Here is a 20,726-nt window from a genome sequence, read left to right as displayed (position 1 = left end):
TCGTTATGACAATAACCGCAAGCTAATCTGTTTGGTCAACTCATTTAGTTGTTGACGCAAATTACGTGACTCAATCAAAGAAATGGGTGATTTGAGCTTTAAACGCAAATATTTCTCTTGTAGGCCTAAGGCGTACTCTTTGGCAAGTTTATCCGCAATTTCAGGTGCCTGGGTCAGTGATTGAATATTGGTTCGCTGTATGATATCCGCCAATTCATGGCTAAAACTGCTACATGCACCGAGCACATAATAAGTTGCCAATTCCTGATCATCTGGCAAGTCATCAAACACAATATTCAATGCTGCCAGAATCTTGGCCAACAGTTCATTTTGATCAATCACTGCCCGTAGCTCTTCAAAATGAATATAAAGAAAAGGGTGGTGCATCAAGATTGCCACTGCAAAATCTTCATCTTTGGTCTGAATATTAAATGACAAAGAAGCATCATGGCTGATTTGTGGCGTAAAGCGTTTACCCAGACCGAGCTTCTCACGGAAAGACTGACTCAGTAGATAACGAAATGAGCCATGTTTAGGTAACAACTCCGTTAATTCACGTAGTTCACCCATGACCAGACTTTTACCTTCTGGCGTACTGACATCATGCTGTCCTGTTAGGTGGGCAAACACAAAGTCAGATAACAGTGGTGCTTGTTGTAAGAGTTTTTGGAAGTTTTCTAAGCCTTCACGGCGAATTAAGGAATCAGGATCATGTTCATTCGGAAGCACAAAGAATTTCAATTCACGACCATCATTGAGTAATGGCAGGGCAATTTCTAAGGTGCGTCGAGCCGCTTTTTGACCTGCGGCATCTCCATCAAAGGCAATGGTAATTCGAGAATTTTGTTTAAACAGGGTGGTTAAGTGATCGGCATTACTGGCGGTTCCCAATGTTGCCACCGCACCATTAATCCCATATTGCTGCAACGCAATCACGTCCATATAACCTTCGACCATCAACCAGTCATTGGCCTTGAGTTTACGGCCTTCGTATAAGCCATAAAGCAATTGGTTCTTATGGAATACTTCCGAATCAGGCGAGTTGATATATTTGGGCTTAATCTCATCGTTTAAGGCACGACCACCAAAACCGACCACACGACCTTTATGATCGCGAATCGGGAAGATGACACGTTCACGCAATAAATCGAAATCTCGACCACTGTCACTGGAACGAATCAGGCCAAGTTGTTTTAAACCTTCAATATCTTGCGGAAAGGCTTTTTCCAAATGCTGCCAGTCTTCAGGGGCATAACCCAAACGCCAGAATTGAATGGTCTGTGGGGATAAGCCACGCTGTTTAAAATAGTTCTGTGCCTTTTGACTATTTGGGAGTTGGCGTTCGTAGAATTGCGCTACATTTTCCAATAAATCGTAAAGATTACCTTCCTGTACCTGTTCATCGATAATATTGAATGAGGGATCGAACTGGGCAAAAGGATCATCCATATAACGATCCATATCGACAAAATGTCCGTCGATAAATTCCTCAGTCGCAGGTGCGGGGACGGCATTCTCGACTACAGGTACAACTGTTGGCTGTGGAGCCGCAACTTGCTGAGGGCTACGTCTATAAGAGAGTTTTTTATTGTCCTGATTGTCTTTGGGGAGTTCGATGCCTGTCTTATTCGACAGTTCTTTCATCACATCGACAAAATTACGACCATCAATATCCATCAAGAAGCGAATGGCATTGCCGTTGGCCTGACAGCCGAAGCAATGAAAATATTGCTTATCACGATAAACATGGAAAGAGGGTGATTTTTCTTGATGGAAAGGACAACAGCCCGAATAAGTACGTCCCGTCTTTTTTAACTTCACACGCTGACCGATCAAATCGACGATGTCGGTTCGATCTAAAATTTGATCAATCGTATGTTGTGGAATTGCCATGTGTGTTTAACCATTTAAGACGGGGGAGTAGAACATTGTTGCATTGCAAAATGTCAGGAATCATTGTTGCATAAAATAAAAAACAGGCAAGGGAGACTTGCCTGTTTGATGTATCAGGTGATTGCAAATTAGTTTGCGGCATCGTCCTCAGATGTATTGTTCGCTTCTGGCTTATCGAGTAAGCCAAAGCTTAAACGGTTTTTCCAACTCGGTTTATTTTCCGTGGTTGCTGCTGGTGCTTCAGGTGCTACCACTGGAACAGGTGTGGCTTGTTCAGCTTCAGGCTTACCTAATAAGCCAAAGCTGAGACGATTGGTGAGGCTACGTTGTTCAGTATCGCCTTTTGCTTCATCTTTAACTTGTACAGTTTTTGATTCACGTCCGAGTAAACCGAGTGTGGCGCGGTTGACCCAACTGCCTTCTTTACGTGCAGCACGTAAATTCACTTCACCATTCGATTTGACCAAGTTTGGATAGTTGAGTTTTAAAATCTCAATATATTGTTGCGCAGTCGCTTGATCGCCCAACTTTTGATAGCTATACGCCAAAGTGGCTAAAGCTTCAGGTGTTTGAGGTGTTTGCGGATAATGTTCAATTACCCATTGTGCACGCTCAGCTGCTGCTAGCCATGCTTTACGCTCAATGTTGAAACGTGCAGCATTCATTTCGCTTTCAGCCAATTCTTGACCGATAAATTTCATGCGCTGTGCTGCATCGACAGAATACTGACTACTTGGGAAGCGACGGATTAACTCGACAAAGTTTTGATAAGCCAGTTTGACATAGCTCACATCACGGTGTGATTGCTGTAAAGAAGTATAACGAATCAAGCTATCGTAGTTCATTTCCATGTTGGCTACACCACGAACATAGTAGGCATAATCGACATTGGGATGTTGTGGATTTAAACGAATGAAACGATCTGCAAGTGCAATCGTACCTTCATAATCTTTTTGTTTAAATTTCGCATAAAGCAGCTCAAGTTGAGCTTGTTGCGTATATTGCCCCGTTGGATAATAGGTATCTAAAGCTTCAAGTGACTTGACTGCATCGGTATATTGGTTGCGTTCAAGTGATTTTATCGCTTTTTCAAAATAAACTTGTTCACTCGATTGTGGTCCTTTATCAACCACTTCTTTCTTACTTGGATTGCTGCTACAGCCCACAAATGCAGACGCTACACCTAAAGATAGTGCAAGCACCGTAATTTTATAACGTGGTAGCGACATAAAAACTCCTCTGTTATTCTGGGCAATGAGCTACAATGGTGCTATTAAACCATTTTTGTACCGATCATCAAATGACTTCAGCACAATCTTCCAATTCAAACTTCTCTGAAACAGATTTCTTACTCGAAGATTCTGTCGATGCAGATAATCATAATTCCGACTCAACTGCAACACGTTTATCGTTGCAAATTCAACTTGATGAAAACTATTTAGGTCAACGCATTGATCAGGTTGCCGCAATGGTTTGGAGCGAATTTTCTCGTGAAAAACTCAAGCAATGGATGAAAGATGGTCATCTGTTGGTAAATGGTAACATTGTTAAGCCCAAGTACCGCTGTGAAGGCAATGAACTGCTCACGCTTGAAGTCGAACTTGAAGCGCAAACCTCGAGCCAGCCAGAAAATATCCCCTTAAATATTGTCTATGAAGATGACGATATTATTGTCATCAATAAAGAAGTCGGCATGGTGGTTCATCCAGGCGCTGGTAATCCAACTGGAACTTTAGTCAATGCCTTACTTTATCATGCCCCAAAATTAGCTGAGCTTTCTCGCGCAGGTTTGGTGCATCGTATTGATAAGGACACCAGTGGCTTATTGGTGGTTGCGAAAAATCTAGAAGCACAATTCTCACTCAGCAAGCAATTGGCTAAGAAAACGGTTTACCGTGTTTATGATTTGATTGCCTATGGCAACATCATTGCGGGTGGCACCATTGATGAACCGATCAAACGCCATCCTGTCGATCGCATCAAAATGGCGATTTTACCAGGCGGACGTGATGCAGTAACGCATTACAACGTGAAAGAACGCTTCCGTGACTTTACGCGCGTTCAGGCGCAGCTGGAAACAGGTCGTACCCATCAGATCCGCGTGCATTTTAGCTATCTAGGTCATGGTTTGGTGGGGGATCCAGTGTATGTCAATCGTGTGCGTTTCCCCGCAGGTGCTTCAGAAAAACTGACGGATATGTTGCGTAGTTTTAAACGACAAGCCTTGCATGCTGCAAAGTTGGGGCTGGTACATCCCCGTACGGGTGAAGAAATGATGTTTGAAGCACCGTGGCCAGAAGACTTTACCCAATTGCTTGAAGTCCTGCGTAGTGAAAATGAAGCGTATTAAGTAAAGCGCTACCGCCCTCTAAATCTACCTCCTTAAAAATGAGGTAGATTTACGTGAATTCAATGTTTTAGAGTGCTTTAAATTCCCTCTCTTTTTAGGAGAGGTTGACGGTAGACAATACAGCTCAGGAGATATTTATGGAATTTGTACAAGGTCTGCCGAAAGGGGTCTATGTGGCTCAAACACGGATTGAACATCCTCAGAGCATTGCAACATCCAATCAAAATCTATCCGGATTTAATTTGGCTTTGCATGTCAATGATGATGCGCAACGTGTTCAGCAGCATCGCATGTTATTACTGAATCAGTTATCTGCATTTGGTGTGGATAAAATTACATGGATGACGCAAACACATAGCACCATTTGTCATACCATCAATGAACAGATTCCATTTGTAGCTCTTGAAGGCGATGCTTTGGTCACCCAAAAAGCAGGTCATGCCTTAATGATGATGACGGCTGATTGCTTGCCTGTGGTTTTGGGTAATGCCGAAGGGACAGAAGTTGCCAATTTACATGCTGGTTGGCGTGGCTTGGCTAATGGCATTGTCGAAAATACAGTGGCTGAAATGCAGTCTCAACCCACTTGGGCGTGGTTAGGTGCTGCCATTAGCCAACCTTGCTTTGAAGTTGGTGCTGAGGTAAAAGCAGCTTTCTGTGACAAATACCCTGAATTGGCTTCGGGATTTATTGCGGGTCAAGTTGAAGGGAAATACCAAGCTGATTTATATGCGATTGCTGGCTTTATTCTTAATCGCTTAGGTGTCAAGACTGTTTTGGGTGGAGATCAGTGTTCTTATCAACAGGCCCAAGACTATTTTTCTTATCGCCGTGATGCAAAAACGGGACGGATGGCAACGCTGGTATTTATGCAGTAAAAGACATTCTTGGCATGCTTGATTCGCCTTGTAGCCTTTAAAAATGTTAAACTTGATCTAATTCATTGGTTTTTAAATTTTCCATGTCTGTGATTGAACAAGTTAGTTCCCAAGTTAAAGTTTGTGTGGTCTATCATAGTCCTTATGGACATACGGCCAAAGTTGCGCAATACATTGCTCAGGGTGCGGAGCAGGCAGGTGCGGAAGTACATCTACTTTCTGTGGCTGCACCCCAATGGGATTTACTCGACCAAGCCGATGTGATTGTGATGGGCTGTCCGACCTATATGGGAAGTCTCACCTCTGCGCTGAAGCAGTTTATGGAGGATTCTTCTAAACGTTGGTTGGCGCGTACTTGGCAGGGAAAATTGGCCGCTGGTTTTACCAATGGTGGTGGACTCAGTGGTGATAAACTGGCTGTATTACAACAGATTAATTTATTTGCGATGCAGCACGGCATGTTGTGGGCTGGTTTACCGTTTATGCCAACAGGACGAAGTCCTTCGGATATTAACCGTATGTCGAGCTTTTTAGGATTGATGACCCAGTCGGATAATGCCAGTGTAGAAGTCACTCCACCTGAAGGGGATTTGGAAACTGCGCGCAAGTTTGGGAAATACTTGGCTGAGTTACGGTTAAAACATATTCCTATTTAATTAAGAATGATAAAAAAACCTCCAATTGGAGGTTTTTTTATTACTTATGTAGCAGACGAGATTTATCTCGTTGCCAGTCCCGGTCTTTTTCAGTGGCTCGTTTGTCATGTAATTGCTTACCTTTCACCAGTGCAATTTCGAGTTTGACCAAATGGCCTTTCCAATAACATGCCAAAGGTACACATGAATAGCCTTTTTGATTCACTGCACCCAAAAGCTTTTCTAGCTCACGACGAGAGAGCAGTAATTTACGCGTACGTGTTGCTTCTGGAACCACATGAGTTGAGGCAGACAACAAGGGCTGAATTTGTGAGCCCAATAAAAAAGCTTCACCATTCTTAAAAATGACATAACTTTCAGTCAAGCTCATGCGCCCAGCACGTAGGGATTTTACTTCCCAACCTTGTAGGGACATGCCTGCTTCAATTTTTTCTTCGATAAAGTAATCGTGGCGCGCTCTTTTATTTTGAGCAATCGTGCCACCATTATGTTTTTTTACAACTGTTGCTTGCGCCATAATTTAAACTTCCACAATTGGCTCTATTGTGCCGTAAAACGCAACCTTTTTCCAATGTTTAGGAATTTCGCATTTAGAGCCAGCATTTGTTAAAATACACGCCTTATCTCATTAACTAGAGTACAACGCATGTCTAAAACACGTGTGATTTATCCGGGGACTTTCGATCCAATAACCAATGGACATGTTGATTTAGTTGCAAGAGCATCAAAAATGTTTGATGAAGTTGTGGTTGCAATTGCGATTGGTCATCATAAAAATCCAGTGTTTAGTTTAGAAGAGCGTGTTGAATTAGCAAAAGCATCATTGAGTCATTTAAACAATGTTGAGTTTGTTGGTTTTGATGGCCTATTGGTCAACTTTTTCCGTGAACAGCATGCAACAGCTGTACTCCGAGGTTTAAGAGCAATCTCAGATTTTGAATATGAATTTCAATTGGCGAATATGAACCGTCAGCTTGATCCACATTTTGAATCGGTATTTTTAACTCCATCTGAGCAATATTCATTTATCTCATCGACATTGGTAAGAGAAATTGCTCGCTTAAAAGGTGATGTGACCAAATTTGTGCCTGCCGTTGTGGTTGAGGCCTTTGAACGTAAACATCAACAAGGTTGGTAGCGTGTCCTTATATATTACAGATGAATGCATTAACTGTGATGTCTGTGAACCTGTATGTCCCAATGAAGCCATTTATATGGGTGAGCTGATTTATGAGATTGATCCTGCACTCTGTACAGAGTGCATTGGTCACCATGATCAGCCACAGTGTCAGTTGTTTTGCCCTGTTGACTGTATTCCGCTCGATCCCCAACATGTCGAATCGCATGATGACTTGATGGCGAAATACAAAAAGTTGACTGCGCAAAAAAATACGAGCAATTAACGGCGAACTTTGATAAGATGCGCCACGAAGTGGGCTGGACGGTCGCTGCTGTGGAGGTCTCCGTGACTGAAACAGGGGAGGAAAGTCCGGGCTTCATAGGGCAAGGTGCCAGGTAACGCCTGGGCGGCGAAAGCCGACGGCAAGTGCAGCAGAGAGTAGACCGCCTCATTCGTGAGGTAAGGGTGAAAGGGTGCGGTAAGAGCGCACCGCGTGTCTGGTAACAGTTCACGGCAAGGTAAACCCCACCAGAAGCAAGACCAAATAGGAATCCTGAGGCACGGCCCGTGCTGGATTCGGGTAGGTCGCTTGAGCGTATGAGTGATTGTACGCCTAGAGGAATGATCGTCCTCGACAGAACCCGGCTTATAGGCCCACTTCTTAAATTTTTTAAAATTGTGCTTGACGTGTGTATTGAAAGTTAAGATAATGCGCCCACAGTTTTCGGCTATGTAGCTCAGTTGGTTAGAGCACCGCACTCATAATGCGGGGGTCACAAGTTCAAGTCTCGTCATAGCCACCATTTTATAGACCACGCTCCTGCGTGGTCTCTTTTTGTCTGCAGTTTTTGTAAACTTTAAAACAATCTTTTTGATGCGAAGTTTTTGATTATGTTTATTTGAATAGCAGCTCAGTCATGACTCAATTTCGTGGTTGAGGCATAGATGTGTTGAAATTTGATCAATTGAAGATTAAAAGCCTAAAAACTGTTCATATATTCTATATTTTCAATGCGATAGACTTGACCCGCTATGCGGAACACTAGATAATGCGCACACAGTTTACGGCTATGTAGCTCAGTTGGTTAGAGCACCGCACTCATAATGCGGGGGTCACAAGTTCAAGTCTCGTCATAGCCACCATTTTAAAAACCACGCTCCTGCGTGGTTTCTTTTTATCTAGATTTTGCTTGAAAAAATAATACACCAGACATGCAAAAGCCTGTAAATGAGTGATTCATTTACAGGCTTTATTTTTTATAGATGCTTTTCGATGGTGGCTAGGGTTTGTGGGCTTTCATAGAACGGTTTTAGGATCAACGTAATGATCGGTTCTAATACGCCGTGCTCATCTAATGCTTTCACAACTTTTGGATAGAATCGTACAGCCTCATTCAGCAGATCGGTTTCTTCCAAGCCAATTGCCGTGAAGACATCTGCTAGACTTTCATCTTTATAGAAGTCATAAAATACTTTAACACCGTATAAAATCAAATCTTGTATGAAGGCGGACTGGCGTAATTCTTTCCAGTACTCATAAATCATGACAAAGAATTCTTCGACGTCGAGTGGTGTTACTTGTTTGGTATATTCGGAGAGGGGCTGAGCTTTGTTGTCATCCCAGATATTGCGCGCAAGACTCTCAAGGTCGTCATTTGAAAGTAGGCTGAGATCGACCAGTTGTTCTTGAATGAATCGGCCAATGCTTTCTTCAATTTTTTGTTCAATACGTTGTTGTTGGCGATGTGAAAAGCTTTTGAGTTTTTGTTGCCATTCATATTTGCTTGCAGAAATCCGATCTTCATCCGATTGAGCAAACAGTTTCGGTAATTTGTTTTGTAGTGTTGTGGTGGCAATGTATTGGCACAGCTGCTGAATCGAAGGGCTTTCTTTTAAAAACTGATTTAAATAATGGCGAATATTTTCCAGCTCTAAAAACTTGGACAGCCACATTTCAAACTGGTGGTCTGAGAATACATCTTGTAATTGTGCCGAGGATTGCAGTGAAAACACATGCAGTCTTTGAGCAATTTCCCCAATAAATTCTAATAAGCCTGCACCGAGCTGCATTTCAAAGGCATAGCGTTTTACTACAGCCTGAATTTGGGTGAGTTCAACCACTTCCTTAAGTTGAATATTGGGTGCATGTTGGAGAAAGAGTTGAATAAACTGCTGGAAGAAATCAGCAGAAAGTTGGGTGGTGAGTTGGTTTTTATAAAATGCAACTTGCTCAAGCATTAAAGCTTGAGCAAGTAATTGTGACTTTTCAGAAACAATTTTTTCAGTCATTCGCGGTCCATCCGTTGACGATAGGATAGCGTCGTTCGCGACTGAAGGCACGTGAACTAATACGAGGCCCGATCGCGCCCTGACGACGCTTGTATTCATTACGATCAACCAGACGAATCACTTTCTCGACCACCTCGGTTGGGTAACCTTTGGCGATAATGTCTGCTTGGCTGAGATCTTCCTCAATATAAGCATATAAGATGGCATCAAGTACATCATAAGCAGGTAAAGAGTCCTGATCTTTTTGATCTGGGCGCAGTTCTGCCGATGGTGGACGTGTAATGACACGTTCTGGAATCACAGGTGTTTCTTCTAGTGTGTTACGGTATTTTGCCAGTTCAAAGACAATGGTTTTGTACACATCTTTGAGCACAGAGAAACCACCAACCATGTCGCCATACAGGGTGCAATAGCCCACTGAGATTTCAGACTTGTTGCCTGTAGAGAGCACCAGATTACCAAACTTATTTGATAAGCCCATCAATAGCGTGCCCCGAGTACGTGCTTGTAAGTTTTCTTCAGTCGCGTCAGCAGGTGAGTTGCCAAAGAATGGGAACAAGGTTTGCATAAAACTATTCACGATTGGGTGAATTTCTGCAATACCAAAAGTCACACCCATGCGACGAGCTTGTTCAGTCGCATCTTCGACACTCATTTGTGAGGTGTAGGTATATGGCATCATCACCGCTTGGACTTTCTCTGCACCAATCGCATCGACTGCAATGGCCAAAGTTAGGGCTGAGTCAATTCCACCTGATAAGCCTAGAATCACACCAGGGAAGCCTGAACGTTGTACATAATCACGGGTTGCCATGACCAGTGCTTGATAAATCTCGGCAAAGGTTTCTAAGGCTGGAATCGCTTCGCTTATTTTATATTGCTTTTGTACAGCATCGTATTCAGCATAAGCCAATGCTTCTTGGAAGCTTGCAATTTGTAATGCCAATTGCCCATTATTATTGCTCACAAAACTTGAGCCATCAAAAATCAAATCATCTTGTCCACCCACTTGGTTGACATAGATCAAATTGAGATTTAACTGTTTTGCCAGTTCATTTAAGGTCTGAATACGGTGTTGTGGTTTACCCACTTCATAAGGTGAAGCATTTAACACCAGCACAGTTTCAACATTCAGCTGGCTGAGTTGTTTGACGGTATTGAGTGACCAAACATCTTCACAGATCAACACACCGAACTTGTGACCTAAATATTCGAACACAAGGTGTTGGTGACCTTCTTGGAAATAACGTTTTTCATCAAACACGCCATAATTTGGCAGGTTTTGTTTGTTATAAACCCCTAATACTTGCCCATCTTTCATGACAGCAGCAGAGTTATAGCGATGACCATCCTCAGTTTGGTGCACAAAACCGAACACCATCAAGATATCTTTTACTTCGCTGAGTTGGGCAAACGCTTTTTGAGTGCGTTTTTGAAGATTGGGGCGGAGTAATAGATCTTCAGCAGGGTAACCTAGCGTAGAAAGCTCAGGGAAGATGATCAAATCAGCCTGTTGTTGTTTCGCTAAATTTGCTTGCTCAACCATCTTTTGAGTATTTGCATCAATATTGCCAATGTGCGGAGAGAATTGAGCAAGGGCAACTTTAAAATTTTTCATTCAAACCTAATCCTGAGTTTTAACAAGTTCTGATATACAAGTTTTTGATTTATATGGGTATAGTTATTAAAAACAAGTGTATATCATGGCGCCAAACATTTTATATCTTAAAGAAAAATGACAAGTTTACTAATATATACTAAATGCACATTTTTCTGCGTAAAAATAACAAGTTTTTCTGTATAAAACAGCAACATTTCTCAATGTTTGCGTGATTATGGTGCATGATTGTGAATAAATTGAATAGAGCAATATAAAGTTTTTTTCATGCTATTTTTGCATTTGGGTGTGACACATCAATTACAGAGTCGATAAATATAAAAAATCTGAGAAAAAATAATTACTTTCACGTCTTTATTTGCTTTATAAGAATATTGAGTACATGTGTACTTTTTAAAAAAATCAATTAATTCATTGCATTATCTATTTATTGTGCGTTTTTTATACCGTTTATCGGGAATATCTTTGCGACACTTGAGTGTACATTTGTGCACTGTTATTATCCTAATTAATGTGAACAGGCGTACACTTTGATGCTAATCCAGTGTACTCAAACACGAAAATGAAGAGGTAACAACAATGTCCGTTTTATTATTCCCTGTGATTGCTTTTGGATTGGCTGTTGTGGTTGGTCGTGTAGGCACCGTAATGTTCCAAGAAAAAGATCAGCAAGTTTAATTGATCGCTCAATTTTGATTGATTCATACATGAGGTAAAGACAATGTCGGTTTTATTATTTCCTGTGGTTGCATTTGGTTTAGCAGTGGTTGTTGGTCGTATTGGGACAGTGATGTTCCGTGAACAAGATCAACAATCTTAATTTATTGATTTTAATAAAAGGTAACCCATTATGGTTTCAACAATTTTATTGCCTGTCATTGCCTTTGGTTTAGCCATTGGTGTAGGGCGTGTAGGTACCATTGTTAAGGATGCAATGCGCGTAGATTTTTCGACTGAAATGGATGATAGTCATGAACACCCAATTGAGACTGGTAAAGGCACTGCAGCATAAGTTCAAGTGCGAATTACTCACTTAAAAAGCCCTGTAAATGCAAATTACAGGGCTTTTTCATTTTTGAGGATAATATTGGGGATTCGCTTTAAAAAAATATCGCGTGCAATATCACCTTGCTGTTCAATATTGTAACTAGAAAAAGCTTTACCTTGGATCAAGTGATATTGATAAGGGTTATAGTGTTTAAAGCTGAGATAATAGCCCGCCTGAAGGATTGCACCTTTGACAATCACATTGGTGTGCTGTTGAAACTGTAAAATATGTGCCAATTCGTGAATAAAAATTCCCTGCAAGGAGATGGAGCAAGTAGAGTAGTCTTCGTGGAAATATTTTTGATGGACGAATAGGTTGCCATTGGGTGCCATAAAAATATTGACAGGTTGCCAAGGTAAATAGGGGATATTAAAAATTTTGACTTTTGTATAATCAATTAACTGCCCAAAGATGGGACGCGCCATTTCGATTTCGCCAGAAGTCAAACCACGATATTGAAATTGATTCATTTTGAGATAAAAGATTAAGCTGGAAATGAATCGAGCTTTTAATCCTTGTATCGTGTGCTGAATTGGTTTGTTCATCTGACCTAGGCATCTGAAAAACGTGAAATCTGGTTTATTCTAAAATAAAAGTGAACTGAGCAGGGTGAATTTTGGTATGCGAAGCATTAAATTAATGGTTCTTTCACTCTGCTGGGTGAGCAGCGCAGCTTATGCGGATTTAGGGATACAGCACTATAAAAACTGTACGGGATCATCATTGAAAGCCTTACAAGCTGATAGCACGCTTTTTTTCTTAACCATTGATGCTTATAAAAATAACCAATACAACTACGCTGCAATCTTGGATGCATCTGAAACTGAAATGACGCAGTGTCTTATTGTGGATCAAAACCGAAACGTGATTTTAGATACGATACCCAGCATGATTTCTAACAGTTGCAGTGGACAATGGGATAAACAAAGTCGTACACCTGTGTGGATGGCAGATATTGGGGGTGGGAAAGATGGGGTTAACTATTTTCCTTATTTAGCCTCGGAGCAATTAAAGCAAGTCAATAAAACTGATGTATCGGGGATCAAGCAAATTATTAAAAGCATTGATTGCCAATTATCGACCTATAAAAAACAGGATGCAGCCGAGCTAAATGATGCTGCATTTTTTCTCTATCAATTGGGTTATTATGATGCTTCATTAAGATTGTTAAACTATGTCATAAAGTTAGATCCGAATAGAACTGTGGCTTACTTAAATCGAGCGGATGCTTATTTAGCTTTAAAAAATATAGATCAAGCCAGAAAAAATTATAGGATGTATGCTGATCAAATGAAAAAGTTGGGCTTATCCAACAAAGTCCCGTTAAGAATAAAGAAATATTTATAATCTGAAGATAAGAGCAGAAATATAGAGCAGTCATTGCTAGCAAGAGATGAAATGAATGATGAAACAAACTTTATGGTTGTGCCTATTTTTATCTGTGTGCGTACAGGCTTATGCAAGTAATGAATATTACTGTTTTGCGGATGGCAAAAAATCAATTTTATTGGTTTCACCAGAATATCAAAAGATACGGTCGATTAAGTATTATCCTTATCTCAAAAATATCAAGCTTTCTGAGCCAGTCCATATTGAAGAGGTTGAGATGGGTGAAGTCGCTCAGCCCGAAGTGTATAAAACCATGAATGAGCTGATTGATGGCAAAGTGACAGGACAATATACCTTTGTGTCGCAAGGCTATATTCTTTATGACGTCAGCTATCGAAATTTGCAAACAAAAAAAGAGACCCACTTTGAGCAAGTGTCTTTAAACTTGAAGGGGATAAGCTGTTTGTAGTTTGGATTGGGGTTAATGCTGTAGTCTAAGCTACAGCATTAGAAAAAGAACAATGCTGTTGAGTTAAAACTGAGGTTTTACCACGACTAAAATGACTACCGCGAACAAGATTAGGGTTGGCATTTCATTAAAAAAGCGCCAGAACTTGTGCGACTTATAGTGAGCGTTGCCAATCAGTTTTTTACGGTAATAACCACAGACAAAATGGTAAATCACCAATAAACCGACCAGACCGACTTTGAGGTAAAACCATAAAGCTTCATGATAATGTCGGCTTGCATCGCCCCAGTCGACCAGAAAGTGGGCGGTAATGAGTGTGGCAATCATGGACGGCCACATAATACCGCGATACAACTTACGTTCCATGACTTCAAAGCGTTGATGACTGACGGCATCTTCGCTCATGGCATGGTAAACAAAAAGACGTGGTAAGTAGAACAATGCAGCGAACCAACACACTACAGCAATAATATGTAATGCTTTTACCCACAAGAAAGCATCAGAAGGTGCATCCATCGATAATCCTGCTAAATGGGATTATGCATCCCATTTCTTGAAAATAAGGCAGGCGTTAACACCGCCAAAGCCAAAACTGTTACTCATGACAGTATTCAGTTTTGCATCACGTTTTTCAAGTACAATATCGAAACCTTGTGCGCCTTCATCAAGCTCAGTCACGTTGATGTTTGGCGCAATAAAGTCATTTTGCATCATTAATACTGAGTAAATCGCTTCCTGTACACCCGCTGCACCTAAGCTATGACCTGTCATTGACTTGGTCGAGCTGAGTGGTGGAACCTGACCTTCACCAAATGCGCGCTCCATGGCTTTAAGCTCAGTCACGTCACCGGCTGGTGTTGATGTACCATGCGTGTTGACATAGTCAATTTGCTCTACACCATGCTGTTTTGCTTCATCTAATGCCATGATGATACAACGTGTCGCACCTTCACCACTTGGGGCAACCATGTCAGCACCATCACTGTTTGCCGCATAGCCAATCACTTCTGCTAAAATATTCGCACCACGTGCTTGCGCATGTTCAAGCGATTCAAGCACCACGAAACCACCACCACCAGCGATGACGAAACCATCACGGTCTTTTGAATATGGACGTGAAGCCGTTTCAGGTGTGTCATTATATTTTGAACATAAGGCGCCCATCGCATCAAACAATAAGCTTTGTGACCAATGATCTTCTTCACCACCGCCGGCAAGCATTAAATCTTGTTTGCCTAATTGGATCAGGTTGTAGGCATAACCAATGGCATCAGCAGACGTTGCGCATGCACTGGTAATTGAGTGCGCAACACCTTGCAGTTTAAAAGCAACCCCAACGTTCGCAGTAATGGTATTACTCATATTACGAGGTACAAAGAAAGGACCGATTTTACGCGCGCCTTTTTCTTCTAATAGTTTGATCATTTCTGCAACAGATGCAGTTGAGTTGCCGCCAGAGCCGCCAGCAATACCGTAACGTGGATTGTTTGCCAAATCTTCTTGTTTCAGTCCGGCATGTTCAACAGCTGCGACAGCTGCGTTATACGCATACATCGCACAGACGCCCATAAAGCGTTTGAGTTTACGATCAATGCCATCAAAATCTTGTTCAGCGGCTGCACTGACATGGCTCTTGAAATTCAGTTCTGCATAAGTTGGGTTTAAACGTGTGCCTGAGATTCCATTTTTTAAAGAATGAGTGACCTCTTCTAAAGAGTTACCGATACATGAGTTAATGCCCATACCAGTGATTACAACACGTTTCATTTACAGATCCCTTTTATGGTAATACTAAGCCTGTGCATCTCGCTATGAATACAAGTCAGGAGAAAAATAACGATTAAAATGGCTTATGAGTGAATGACACCATGATAGCAGAAAGGTTTTTTATTTCTTATGGCAAATTTTATGCCTATTTTCAGTTGTGTAAATATTCGTAAATATTCGCGATGTTGTGACGAAACGAAATGAAAGTACACAGATAAAAGTTGAGATAAATCTGCATTCAACCTAGTATTTACCTAGACATGCACAGATTACACGACAGAGGTACTTGATGACAAAATCTAAAAACAAGCAATCTTCAGGTTTATTTGCACAAGCCTTTGGAGTGGCTAAAAAGCTCAGTTCTGAATTACAGAAACTTCAAGTTGCCCCAACCACTTCTGGTGCAGAACTTGCAAATTCAACTCAGATTGTTGAAGGCAAAGCACGTTTCAAAAGTCCATTTGAAATAGAAAAATATGAGAGTCCACAGCAAATGCTACGTCAGCAGTTTCCAAAACTATCTCATCAGCTGTTAGGTCGTCATTATGCTAGAGTGAATAATGTGGCGTCATTTGTCTCGCCTGATTTGGGAGAAAAGGTTTCTGATTATTTATTCCAATGGTTGAATGAGTTTAGTTCGAATAGTTCTCTGACTGAAAAAATCCTGGAAGAAGCAGGGGTCAAGGATATTATTGAGCTAACCCAAGATACGGGGCGTTCGCAACGTTTAAGTCAAGCCCTGATTGAGCAGAATAAATTGCTTGCAGCAGCTCAAGGTGCTATTACGGGTGCGACAGGCGTATGGGGTGCGGCGATTGATATTCCTGCTTCGATTGTATTGGCGCTCAGAACAATTTATCAAACGGGTCGTTCACATGGTTTTGATTTAGCTGAAGATGCAGATCAAGACATTGTTGCCTTTATCTTTAAAGAAATAGATTTAAGTCTGGTGGCGGAAAAACAAACTTTATTGCTTGCCTTAAAAGCTTTGAAATCAATGCTTGAAACCCATGATTTGCAGCAGTTCCAACAATTGTTAGGCTCGAATAATGATATCGAGTTAGTGAAAAAGTGGCTGGTAGATGAAAGCGGTCAGTTTAAATGGAATTGGTTAAACCGTATTCCTCAGGCATCGGTGATTGGTAAGTTGACCCCAGTCGCAGGTGCCGCACTCGGTGGTTTCTATAGTTGGAGACTTTTAGAAGACGTTGGACATAAATCTCAATCTGTTTTTGGTGCGGCGCGTTTCTATATGAATGAGCATCCGCAGGAAAAGCTTTCGCCTTTAGAAGCTTACTTTAAAGCCGAAGCGATGTCGAAAAAGAGTCCACGTTTATTAAGTGCGACCAGCGTTGAAACCAATAAAGCCCCATCTGATGAACAGAATGCCGTGATTACCAAGGTCAGCGTTCAAGTTAAAGAGCATACAGCTGTTACGGTTTCTGTAGATGATAAGGTTGAAGAGGGTATTCAACAATTAGCAGAGCAACATGTGGTTGAGCATTCGCATAGCGAACAACAACCCGCATTAAAGGCTCAGCCTGATGAATTATTGGCTGAAGGTGAGGCTGAAATTGGCACTGAAACTAAATCAATTGATATTGAACCAGCGTCCACAAAACACAGTTAATATGATGTTGTGATGTCATAGATATCGAAAAGCAACAAAATTATAGAAATGGTCAGCACTTGCCTTGTCTTGCAATGTTGACCATTTTTACTTCTTAGCTTACAATTATGTGCCCTTAAAAAGAGGTTCTTTTCTTTTTTTAAGGTTGTTTAATAACGGGAGAATTGCCAAATGGCAACAACAAATCAGTTGATCCGTAAGGGTCGTACGACTTTGATTGAAAAATCAAAAGTTCCTGCGTTGAAGGCTTGTCCACAACGTCGTGGTGTATGTACACGTGTTTATACTACTACACCTAAAAAACCTAACTCAGCAATGCGTAAGGTTTGCCGTGTTCGCTTAACTTCAGGTTTTGAAGTATCTAGCTACATCGGTGGTGAAGGTCATAACCTACAAGAGCACAGTGTTGTTCTTATCCGTGGTGGTCGTGTTAAAGACTTACCAGGTGTACGTTACCATACCGTTCGTGGTTCTTTAGACTGTGCTGGCGTTAAAGATCGTAACCAGTCACGTTCTAAATATGGTGCTAAGCGTCCTAAGAAGTAATTCTAGGAAATTAGCCCAAGCAACCCTTTAGCGTTTCGCTTGTTTGAATTCTTCATAGATTTGTAATTCAAGCGACGTATAGTAAGGCCAGCGTCGTGTACATGACACTTGTACAAACTGCTGGATTATCCTGAAGTGTCATATTATTAGGTGTATTAAAATGCCAAGACGTCGCGTAGTCGCTGCTCGTGAGATCCTTCCAGATCCAAAATTTAGCAGCCAAACAATCGCTAAATTCATGAACCACGTAATGCAAGATGGTAAAAAATCTATTGCTGAAAGTATCGTTTACGGTGCTTTAGACCGCGTTCAAGAAAAAAACAAAGTAGACCCAGTTGAATTTTTCGAGACTACTCTTGAAAAAGTTCGTCCTATGGTTGAAGTAAAAGCACGCCGTGTTGGTGGTGCTACTTATCAAGTACCTATGGAAGTACGCCCATCCCGTCGTACTGCTCTAGCTATGCGTTGGTTAGTAGATGCTGCTGCTAAGCGTTCTGAAAAAACGATGGCTTTACGTCTTGCTGGTGAGTTGCTTGATGCGGCTGAAGGTAAAGGTGCAGCGATCAAAAAACGTGAAGACGTGCATCGTATGGCTGAAGCCAACAAAGCCTTCTCTCACTACCGTTTCTAAGCGGATAAAACAGTCCCTAATCAGGAGAATATTCATGCGTACCGCAGCTCGATTCAACATCGCTCTTTACCAAAGTGGGGGCTTTGCGGGTATTTAAGTTGCCTGCTTGGATATTCGTGCGCATCAATTTAATTGGTGCGTCCTGTTTTAAATATAACATTTAGGAATGTAGACATCATGGCTCGCCAAACCCCAATTAGTAATTACCGTAACATCGGTATTTCTGCGCACATTGACGCAGGTAAAACAACTACAACTGAACGTATTTTGTTCTACACAGGTGTATCTCACAAAATTGGTGAAGTACACGATGGTGCAGCAACAATGGACTGGATGGAACAAGAGCAAGAGCGTGGTATTACAATTACCTCTGCTGCTACAACTTGTTTCTGGTCTGGTATGGCTAACCAATTCCAACAACACCGTATCAACGTAATTGATACACCGGGACACGTAGACTTCACAATCGAAGTTGAACGTTCTATGCGTGTTCTTGACGGTGCGTGCATGGTTTACTGTGCAGTTGGTGGTGTACAGCCTCAGTCTGAAACTGTATGGCGTCAAGCGAACAAATATAAAGTGCCTCGTTTAGCATTCGTGAACAAGATGGACCGTACTGGTGCAAACTTCTTCCGTGCTGTTGAGCAAGTTAAAACTCGTTTAGGTGGTAATCCTGTACCTATCGTTGTGCCAATCGGTGCAGAAGATACGTTTGCAGGTGTTGTTGACCTTATCGAAATGAAAGCGATTATCTGGGATGAAGCATCTCAAGGTATGAAGTTCGAATACGGTGATATTCCTGCTGACCTCGTTGAGACTTCTCAAGAATGGCGTACTAAGATGGTTGAAGCTGCGGCTGAAGCATCTGAAGAGTTAATGGACAAATACTTAGAAGAAGGTGATCTTTCTAAAGAAGAAATCATCGCTGGTCTTCGTACACGTACATTGGCATCTGAAATCCAAGTTATGCTTTGTGGTTCAGCGTTCAAGAACAAAGGTGTTCAACGTATGTTGGATGCTGTAATTCAATTCTTGCCTTCTCCAACAGAAGTTAAAGCAATTGAAGGTATTCTTGACGACAAAGATGAAACTAAAGCATCTCGTGAAGCATCTGACGAAGCACCGTTCTCTGCACTTGCGTTCAAAATCATGAACGATAAGTTCGTAGGTAACTTGACCTTCGTACGTGTTTATTCTGGTGTTCTTAAACAAGGTGATCCGGTTTATAACCCAGTTAAATCTAAGCGTGAACGTATCGGTCGTATCGTGCAAATGCATGCGAACGAACGTCAAGATCTTGATGAAATCCGTGCAGGTGATATCGCAGCGTGTGTAGGTCTTAAAGACGTTACAACGGGTGATACATTGTGTGATGAGAAAAACATCATTACCCTTGAGCGTATGGAATTCCCAGAGCCAGTAATTTCATTGGCTGTTGAACCAAAAACTAAAGCTGACCAAGAAAAAATGTCTATCGCTTTAGGTCGTTTGGCTAAAGAAGATCCATCGTTCCGCGTTCGTACAGACGAAGAATCTGGTCAAACCATTATTGCTGGTATGGGTGAGCTTCACCTTGACATCATCGTTGACCGTATGAAGCGTGAATTCGGTGTTGAAGCGAACATTGGTAAACCAATGGTTGCTTACCGTGAAACGATCAAAAAGTCTGTTGAACAAGAAGGTAAGTTTGTTCGTCAAACAGGTGGTAAAGGTAAATTCGGTCATGTATATGTTCGTTTAGAACCTATGGATGTTGAAGAAGCTGGTAAAGAATACGAATTCGCTGAAGAAGTTGTCGGCGGTACTGTACCTAAAGAATTCTTTGGTGCGGTTGATAAAGGTATTCAAGAACGTATGAAGAATGGTGTATTGGCTGGTTACCCTGTTGTGGGTATCAAAGCGACATTATTCGATGGTTCTTACCATGATGTCGACTCTGATGAATTGTCGTTCAAAATGGCTGGTTCATATGCTTTCCGTGACGGTTTCATGAAAGCAGATCCTATCCTTCTTGAACCAATCATGAAAGTTGAAGTTGAAACTCCAGAAGACTACATGGGCGATATCATGGGTGACTTAAACCGTCGTCGTGGTATGGTTCAAGGTATGGACGATCTTCCTGGTGGAACAAAAGCAATTAAAGCAGAAGTTCCATTGGCTGAGATGTTTGGTTACGCGACTCAAATGCGTTCTATGTCTCAAGGTCGTGCGACTTATTCTATGGAATTCGCTAAATACGCTGAAACTCCACGTAACGTGGCGGAAGGCATCATCGCTAAGTTCCAAGCTGGCGGTAAAAAAGGTGACGACGAGTAATCTTTCGATTACTATATTACCCAACTAAAATTTAGTTAAAAAACCAAGTGCTCATGGGCGACCCTCATGAGCAGTTTATAAAGGAAGATCATCATGGCTAAAGCCAAGTTTGAACGTAATAAACCACACGTAAACGTGGGTACAATTGGTCACGTTGACCATGGTAAAACAACTTTAACTGCTGCG

Annotated in this window: 21 protein-coding genes, 2 tRNA genes and 1 other RNA gene; 16 read left to right on the top strand and 8 right to left on the bottom strand. The window is 41.5% G+C overall.

From position 1 onward, the window contains the following. Positions 1-3: 3 nt before the first annotated feature. Complete coding sequence (locus tag NG55_RS13025; protein WP_065343497.1) at positions 4-1,893, bottom strand: DNA primase; 1,890 nt, start codon at positions 1,891-1,893, stop codon at positions 4-6. 128 nt (positions 1,894-2,021) lie between these two features. Beyond that, positions 2,022-3,122, bottom strand: coding sequence for an outer membrane protein assembly factor BamD (locus NG55_RS13020; protein WP_065343496.1), 1,101 nt, complete (start codon positions 3,120-3,122; stop codon positions 2,022-2,024). Positions 3,123-3,193: 71 nt separating this feature from the next. Between NG55_RS13020 and rluD the strand changes: the two genes are divergently transcribed. The 3 genes from rluD (at position 3,194) to NG55_RS13005 (ending at position 5,777) form a co-directional block, all read left to right on the top strand. Then, positions 3,194-4,243, top strand: coding sequence for a 23S rRNA pseudouridine(1911/1915/1917) synthase RluD (gene rluD / locus NG55_RS13015; protein ID WP_032861272.1), 1,050 nt, complete (start codon positions 3,194-3,196; stop codon positions 4,241-4,243). Positions 4,244-4,380: 137 nt separating this feature from the next. Continuing rightward, complete coding sequence (pgeF, locus tag NG55_RS13010; RefSeq protein ID WP_065343495.1) at positions 4,381-5,121, top strand: peptidoglycan editing factor PgeF; 741 nt, start codon at positions 4,381-4,383, stop codon at positions 5,119-5,121. Between the two features lie 83 nt (positions 5,122-5,204). Further along, positions 5,205-5,777 carry a flavodoxin family protein gene (locus NG55_RS13005; RefSeq protein WP_065343494.1) on the top strand — a complete coding sequence of 191 codons (573 nt, stop codon included), beginning with the start codon at positions 5,205-5,207 and terminating at the stop codon, positions 5,775-5,777. Positions 5,778-5,817: 40 nt separating this feature from the next. Here NG55_RS13005 and smpB read toward each other — a convergent pair whose 3' ends face one another. Then, the gene (smpB, locus tag NG55_RS13000; RefSeq protein WP_065343493.1) at positions 5,818-6,294 is read right to left on the bottom strand and encodes an SsrA-binding protein SmpB; all 477 of its coding nucleotides are present in this window, start codon (positions 6,292-6,294) and stop codon (positions 5,818-5,820) included. A 129-nt stretch (positions 6,295-6,423) separates the two neighbouring features. On the opposite strand from smpB, the gene coaD reads away from it, so the two are divergent. From coaD to NG55_RS12975, 5 genes are all read left to right on the top strand, one after another. After that, positions 6,424-6,915, top strand: coding sequence for a pantetheine-phosphate adenylyltransferase (coaD, locus tag NG55_RS12995; RefSeq protein ID WP_005273330.1), 492 nt, complete (start codon positions 6,424-6,426; stop codon positions 6,913-6,915). Between the two features lies 1 nt (position 6,916). Next, on the top strand, positions 6,917-7,180 hold the full coding sequence (locus tag NG55_RS12990) for a YfhL family 4Fe-4S dicluster ferredoxin (RefSeq protein ID WP_004655229.1): 264 nt from the start codon (positions 6,917-6,919) through the stop codon (positions 7,178-7,180). 26 nt (positions 7,181-7,206) lie between these two features. After that, positions 7,207-7,562, top strand: an RNA gene (rnpB, locus tag NG55_RS12985) — RNase P RNA component class A. Positions 7,563-7,623: 61 nt separating this feature from the next. Beyond that, a tRNA-Met gene (locus NG55_RS12980) sits at positions 7,624-7,700 on the top strand. Between the two features lie 263 nt (positions 7,701-7,963). Beyond that, a tRNA-Met gene (locus NG55_RS12975) sits at positions 7,964-8,040 on the top strand. Positions 8,041-8,154: 114 nt separating this feature from the next. On the opposite strand, the gene NG55_RS12970 is transcribed toward NG55_RS12975, so the two are convergent. Both NG55_RS12970 and NG55_RS12965 read right to left on the bottom strand, forming a co-directional pair. Further along, positions 8,155-9,186: a hypothetical protein gene (locus NG55_RS12970; protein WP_065343492.1), complete on the bottom strand. Its 1,032-nt coding sequence runs from the start codon at positions 9,184-9,186 to the stop codon at positions 8,155-8,157. Next, the gene (locus tag NG55_RS12965; RefSeq protein WP_065343491.1) at positions 9,179-10,804 is read right to left on the bottom strand and encodes an NAD+ synthase; all 1,626 of its coding nucleotides are present in this window, start codon (positions 10,802-10,804) and stop codon (positions 9,179-9,181) included. Before NG55_RS12965 ends, NG55_RS12970 begins: the two co-directional genes overlap by 8 nt. A gap of 850 nt (positions 10,805-11,654) precedes the next feature. Between NG55_RS12965 and NG55_RS21035 the strand changes: the two genes are divergently transcribed. Continuing rightward, a complete protein-coding gene (locus NG55_RS21035) occupies positions 11,655-11,816 on the top strand; it encodes a hypothetical protein (protein ID WP_016543186.1) in 162 nt (53 codons plus the stop codon). Positions 11,817-11,860: 44 nt separating this feature from the next. Here the strand turns inward: NG55_RS21035 and NG55_RS12960 are convergent, their stop codons facing one another. Further along, complete coding sequence (locus NG55_RS12960; RefSeq protein WP_023270636.1) at positions 11,861-12,397, bottom strand: hypothetical protein; 537 nt, start codon at positions 12,395-12,397, stop codon at positions 11,861-11,863. Positions 12,398-12,473: 76 nt separating this feature from the next. Between NG55_RS12960 and NG55_RS12955 the strand changes: the two genes are divergently transcribed. Both NG55_RS12955 and NG55_RS12950 read left to right on the top strand, forming a co-directional pair. Further along, a complete protein-coding gene (locus NG55_RS12955; RefSeq protein WP_065343490.1) occupies positions 12,474-13,199 on the top strand; it encodes a tetratricopeptide repeat protein in 726 nt (241 codons plus the stop codon). A gap of 55 nt (positions 13,200-13,254) precedes the next feature. Continuing rightward, complete coding sequence (locus tag NG55_RS12950; RefSeq protein WP_065343489.1) at positions 13,255-13,650, top strand: hypothetical protein; 396 nt, start codon at positions 13,255-13,257, stop codon at positions 13,648-13,650. A gap of 63 nt (positions 13,651-13,713) precedes the next feature. Here the strand turns inward: NG55_RS12950 and hemJ are convergent, their stop codons facing one another. Then, on the bottom strand, positions 13,714-14,166 hold the full coding sequence (gene hemJ, locus NG55_RS12945) for a protoporphyrinogen oxidase HemJ (protein ID WP_016543182.1): 453 nt from the start codon (positions 14,164-14,166) through the stop codon (positions 13,714-13,716). Between the two features lie 21 nt (positions 14,167-14,187). Beyond that, positions 14,188-15,417 carry a beta-ketoacyl-ACP synthase II gene (locus NG55_RS12940; RefSeq protein WP_004805136.1) on the bottom strand — a complete coding sequence of 410 codons (1,230 nt, stop codon included), beginning with the start codon at positions 15,415-15,417 and terminating at the stop codon, positions 14,188-14,190. Between the two features lie 289 nt (positions 15,418-15,706). On the opposite strand from NG55_RS12940, the gene NG55_RS12935 reads away from it, so the two are divergent. The 5 genes from NG55_RS12935 to NG55_RS20670 form a co-directional block, all read left to right on the top strand. Then, positions 15,707-17,047: an EcsC family protein gene (locus NG55_RS12935; RefSeq protein WP_065343488.1), complete on the top strand. Its 1,341-nt coding sequence runs from the start codon at positions 15,707-15,709 to the stop codon at positions 17,045-17,047. 171 nt (positions 17,048-17,218) lie between these two features. Beyond that, positions 17,219-17,593, top strand: coding sequence for a 30S ribosomal protein S12 (gene rpsL, locus NG55_RS12930; protein ID WP_004638184.1), 375 nt, complete (start codon positions 17,219-17,221; stop codon positions 17,591-17,593). A gap of 160 nt (positions 17,594-17,753) precedes the next feature. Then, the gene (gene rpsG, locus NG55_RS12925; protein WP_004655203.1) at positions 17,754-18,224 is read left to right on the top strand and encodes a 30S ribosomal protein S7; all 471 of its coding nucleotides are present in this window, start codon (positions 17,754-17,756) and stop codon (positions 18,222-18,224) included. 177 nt (positions 18,225-18,401) lie between these two features. Continuing rightward, on the top strand, positions 18,402-20,540 hold the full coding sequence (gene fusA, locus NG55_RS12920) for an elongation factor G (protein WP_065343487.1): 2,139 nt from the start codon (positions 18,402-18,404) through the stop codon (positions 20,538-20,540). Positions 20,541-20,633: 93 nt separating this feature from the next. Next, a partial coding sequence (locus NG55_RS20670; protein ID WP_017397055.1) for a GTP-binding protein occupies positions 20,634-20,726 on the top strand: 93 nt, incomplete at its 3' end.

It is taken from the genome of Acinetobacter gyllenbergii, assembly GCF_001682515.1.
Classification (GTDB): domain Bacteria; phylum Pseudomonadota; class Gammaproteobacteria; order Pseudomonadales; family Moraxellaceae; genus Acinetobacter; species Acinetobacter gyllenbergii.
The sequence above is the reverse complement of the archived record's forward strand: the minus strand, read 5'-3'. Positions and strand labels throughout refer to the sequence as shown.